At 65.6% G+C, this 2,794-nt stretch carries 3 protein-coding genes and 1 pseudogene; 3 read left to right on the forward strand and 1 reads right to left on the reverse strand.

Going from position 1 to position 2,794, the window contains the following annotated elements:
- The coding region (locus JHD07_RS37185; RefSeq protein WP_291631246.1) for a lytic murein transglycosylase at positions 1 to 764 on the reverse strand (764 nt) is incomplete at its 3' end.
- 175 nt (positions 765 to 939) lie between these two features.
- Here JHD07_RS37185 and JHD07_RS37190 point away from each other — a divergent pair.
- The 3 genes and pseudogenes from JHD07_RS37190 (at position 940) to JHD07_RS37200 (ending at position 2,712) form a co-directional block, all read left to right on the forward strand.
- Positions 940 to 1,461, forward strand: a complete 522-nt coding sequence (locus JHD07_RS37190; RefSeq protein ID WP_291631247.1) for a hypothetical protein — start codon at positions 940 to 942, stop codon at positions 1,459 to 1,461.
- A 218-nt stretch (positions 1,462 to 1,679) separates the two neighbouring features.
- Positions 1,680 to 2,007: pseudogene (locus JHD07_RS37195) on the forward strand (hypothetical protein).
- 468 nt (positions 2,008 to 2,475) lie between these two features.
- The gene (locus tag JHD07_RS37200; protein WP_291631249.1) at positions 2,476 to 2,712 is read left to right on the forward strand and encodes a hypothetical protein; all 237 of its coding nucleotides are present in this window, start codon (positions 2,476 to 2,478) and stop codon (positions 2,710 to 2,712) included.
- Positions 2,713 to 2,794 lie beyond the last annotated feature (82 nt).

The following is a 2,794-nucleotide window of genomic DNA, read 5'->3' on the forward strand; positions in this document are numbered from 1 at the left end:
CGATAGACCACGGCCCTGTTCCACTCGCGCATTGCCTCGAAATTCGGCGTGCCTTCGCCGTAGGGCTGGCCCATCTTGAAGCCACTGGTGTGGAGCAAATTCGCGGTCGAGGCCAGCACGTCTGGGATGCTGTGGCGGAGGTCGACATGGCCGTCGCCGTCGAAATCGACGCCGTACTTGATGTAGGACGACGGCAGGAACTGGGTCTGGCCGATCTCGCCGGCATAGGCGCCGATCATGTCGCGCAGCTGCAGGTCGCCGCGCTGCACGATCTTGAGCGCGGCGAGCAGCTCGCCCTGGAACAGATCGGTGCGGCGACAGTCATGCGCAAGCGTTGCCAGCGTGCGGACCACCGGCAGCTTGCCGGTGTCGCCCTTGCCGAAATCGCTCTCCAGCCCCCAAATCGCGACGAGGATGTAACGCGGCACGCCGAACTTCTGCTCGACGCGCGAGAGCAGCGCGGCATGACGCTGGAGCATCGCGCGGCCGGCATTGATGCGGCCGGGGCCGACGCGGGTCGAGACGTATTGCTCGAAGGTCTTGTTGAAAGTGTAGCGCTGGCGCCGGTCGAAGGCGAGCACCGCAGGGTCGGGAGTGACGCCGCCGAGCGCGGCGCTGGTCACGCTGGCCGAGACGCCGGCCGCCTGCGCCTCCTGCGTCATGCTGGCGATGAAGCTGTTGAAGTCGCCGCCGCAGCGCGCGGCCTGCGCCGATCCGCCGGCCAGAGAGACGACGAAGGCGGCGGCGAGCAGCAGTCTCAGCATGTGGAGCAATCCCCGAAAATCCCTGGCGCGAAGCAGCGCGATCATGCCCGGGAAAGCAGCGAGCGTCAAAGCGCAAGGCTTGAATCAGGAGAGAGCTTGATCCGCATCAAACTGTCTCCCGCGCCTGCTTTCTAGATTGGGACGCCAACAGGCGAGCCGCCGAGGAGATGCGTCCATGACCGGAATTACCCTGACCGCCGAGCAGATCCGCAATGCTCCTGCAGCGGTGCGGCAATGGATCGAGCAGGAGGTGATCCATTCGCTCGGCCTCAGCCCCCGCGCGCCCGCGACGATCCCGCCGCAGGCCGCCCACCTCGTCGCCTGCAGCGTGGAGGACGTCGCCGGCGTGCTGGAACATATCAGGGGCGTGCTTCCGGCCGTGAACGTGCTGCTCGAGCTCGGCCGCCCCGGCATCAGCATCGGCCGGCCCGCGGTGATGACCTTCCGCCTGATGGACATCCTGCATCACACCCGCCTGCCCGATATCGGCGGGGTGCTCACGTGCCTCGAGATGGTCAACCAGGCGCTGGTCGAGGTGAAGAAGGATCCGTCCGTGCGGTTCTGCGGCTTCGACAATGAAGGCCACTGCCTGATCGCACCGCAGACGCAAGCGAGCATCGCGACGCTATGGCAGACCATGATGGAGCGGCAGCAGGCGGCGCGCGTGGCGGACAGCCGGGCGGCGCCGGCGGCGTGAGATGGCTGGATTCGCCAAGCCTCCCTCGTCATTCCGGGGCGCGCAACGCGCGAGCCCGGAATCCATTCCTCCACCGTCTCCGCCGCCCGATGGATTCCGGGCTCGCGACTTCGTCGCGCCCCGGAATGACGGATGAGAGAGTTGGGCGCCATGATATCGTTGCTTGCGCACCTCCGCGCGATCGGCGACTCCATTGAGCCCGCATGAGACGATCAGCCATGTCCAGCCATCAGCCGACTCAGCCTCGTCCCTCCCTGCTCCGCATCCCCCTGTTCCGCCTGCTCGCCATCAACGTCGCGATCGGCGCCTGCGCCGCGGCGATCCTCGTCGGCGGGTTGCTCTGGCTCAACCCCGGCCGTCTGCGCGAGCTGATCTTCGCCGACAGTTCTCCCGGCATCGCGCTCGCGGTGCTGCTCGGCTCCGATGGGCAGCGCGATCATGGCGCAGGGGCGCAAGGAGGATAGCGGCAAAGACGGCGACAGGGACGGCGGACACGGATCGCCGCTGGCATTGCAGGAAGTGCCGCAACGCCCCCGCGCGCAGTGACGTGTTCACCGCGACGGGCAGAGCCAGCCGCCGCACACACCGGATCACATCATCTGCACGCAGGCGGGAAGACGTGCAGCCCGGCGCAACCTCCAGCACAACGCGCACCGCATTCTGCATCGCGCGGTTCGCGAAGATGAACAAAGTGGTTCGACTATCCAAATAATTGCTTCGATGCGTGTAGGCACCGCCTCTCGCAACCAGCGCACATCTGATCCGCTTGCTGCGACACCAGCGCCCTCACGATTTGCCTTGCCATCGCAAGACGCCTTCTATAGCCTTCTATTCTAGGTTGTCGCCCCGCCAGCCCCGGGCGACGCTGAAGACCAAAATAAACGGCGGGCTCCGGCCCGCCGTTTATTGCAGGGCATGTCGTGAAGGGCATGTATTTATGGGCATGGCGACGAGCCGAAAGCCATAAGCCCGAAAGTCATTTGACTGCGGCGTCCTGATCGTGGACAAGCCGCCATGGCCAAAAAACCCGGAACCAAGCCGAAAGGCGAATTCGCCTTCTTCAACGTCGTCTACGAAGACGATTCCCAACGCTCCAACCGCCGCGTGCCCGCCGAGCTCCTCGGCGGCCTCGACGGCGATGAACCCGCGCGCGCCTTCATCAGGGAACAGGACCGCGAGATCGCCGAGAAGAGCGGTCGCCCGCCGCTGGAGATCAAGCGGATCGAACGGGTGGGGGTGAAGAAGAAGTAGTTTGCCTCGGCTTGACGAGATTGGGCTGAGCTGGTGCGGCATCGGGAGTTCACGTCTCCCTTGGGAGAGGTCGGATTGCTCT

The organism is Bradyrhizobium sp. (genome assembly GCF_016462955.1).
Lineage (GTDB): Bacteria > Pseudomonadota > Alphaproteobacteria > Rhizobiales > Xanthobacteraceae > Bradyrhizobium.

Coding starts and splice junctions, on each gene's coding strand:
- JHD07_RS37200 (WP_291631249.1), top strand. CDS start 2,476: ATGGCCAAAAAACCCGGAACCAAGCCGAAAGGCGAATTCGCCTTCTTC.
- JHD07_RS37190 (WP_291631247.1), top strand. CDS start 940: ATGACCGGAATTACCCTGACCGCCGAGCAGATCCGCAATGCTCCTGCA.